The organism is Bartonella sp. CE47NXGY (assembly GCF_042195415.1).
GTDB lineage: Bacteria > Pseudomonadota > Alphaproteobacteria > Rhizobiales > Rhizobiaceae > Bartonella.
Genome location: NZ_JBHIOI010000205.1, coordinates 1 through 812 on the forward strand (window position 1 = coordinate 1; position 812 = coordinate 812).

Sequence of the window (812 nt, forward strand, 5' to 3'; positions counted from 1 at the left end):
TCGCATCACTCGAGCCTGATACTATAGAGCCAGCTGCAAGTGATGTAAGCTTGCTGTTCTCTTTATTGTCCCCATGCGTCGCTACAAACGCACCTTTAGTCTTGCCCCATAACAATGCATCGCCTTGAACTGCTTGCGTAATATTACTTAGTTTTTCATCAAACTTTTTGACCTCATTAGACAGATGAGTGTTCACATTCTTGACACTCGTATCAAGACCCGCAAAGGCGCTACCAACATCGTTATGTGAATTAGTCGTTACTGTACCATCGTCAGAAACATTAGAGATTTTATAAGTCGGAGCTGTAAAAACACCCTCTTTAAAGGATGCTTCTCCACCTAAAAACTTAACTACATCCTCACCGATTTTGTTAACCTGTCCACCCGTGATTGCATCACGTGAATCCTTGGCAATCTGACCATCAGCAACATTATGAAGACCAACAGCTGCCTTATCCTTACCTTTGCCTAAAGTCACACTCGTGTAATCAATGCCGCCATTATCACCCTCTTTTTTATCGTAATGAACAACAGCCGAGTCATCTGATTGAAGACTGTTAGAAAGATCTTTCAGACTTGCATCAAGCTGACCCTTGTTAACCGCTTCATTATTCTTTGTTGCTTCACCAACACCTGAAAGTGTCCGCTCTTTGCCCTTGTCATCCAGAAGACTTATTTCTGTGCCTTCTACTTCTTTACCAATAGTGATAATTTTCGTCTTCTCATCCTGCTTGACAAGGCTATCACTGACAACATTGGTAACATCATTATGAACATTCGTGATAGAACTCGCAACTCCAGCAAATGCTTCC

Annotated in this window: 1 pseudogene; it reads right to left on the bottom strand. The window is 42.0% G+C overall.

The window, feature by feature from the left end:
- Positions 1-812 (bottom strand): annotated as a pseudogene (locus ACFIL3_RS10680) (hypothetical protein); the annotation flags it as partial.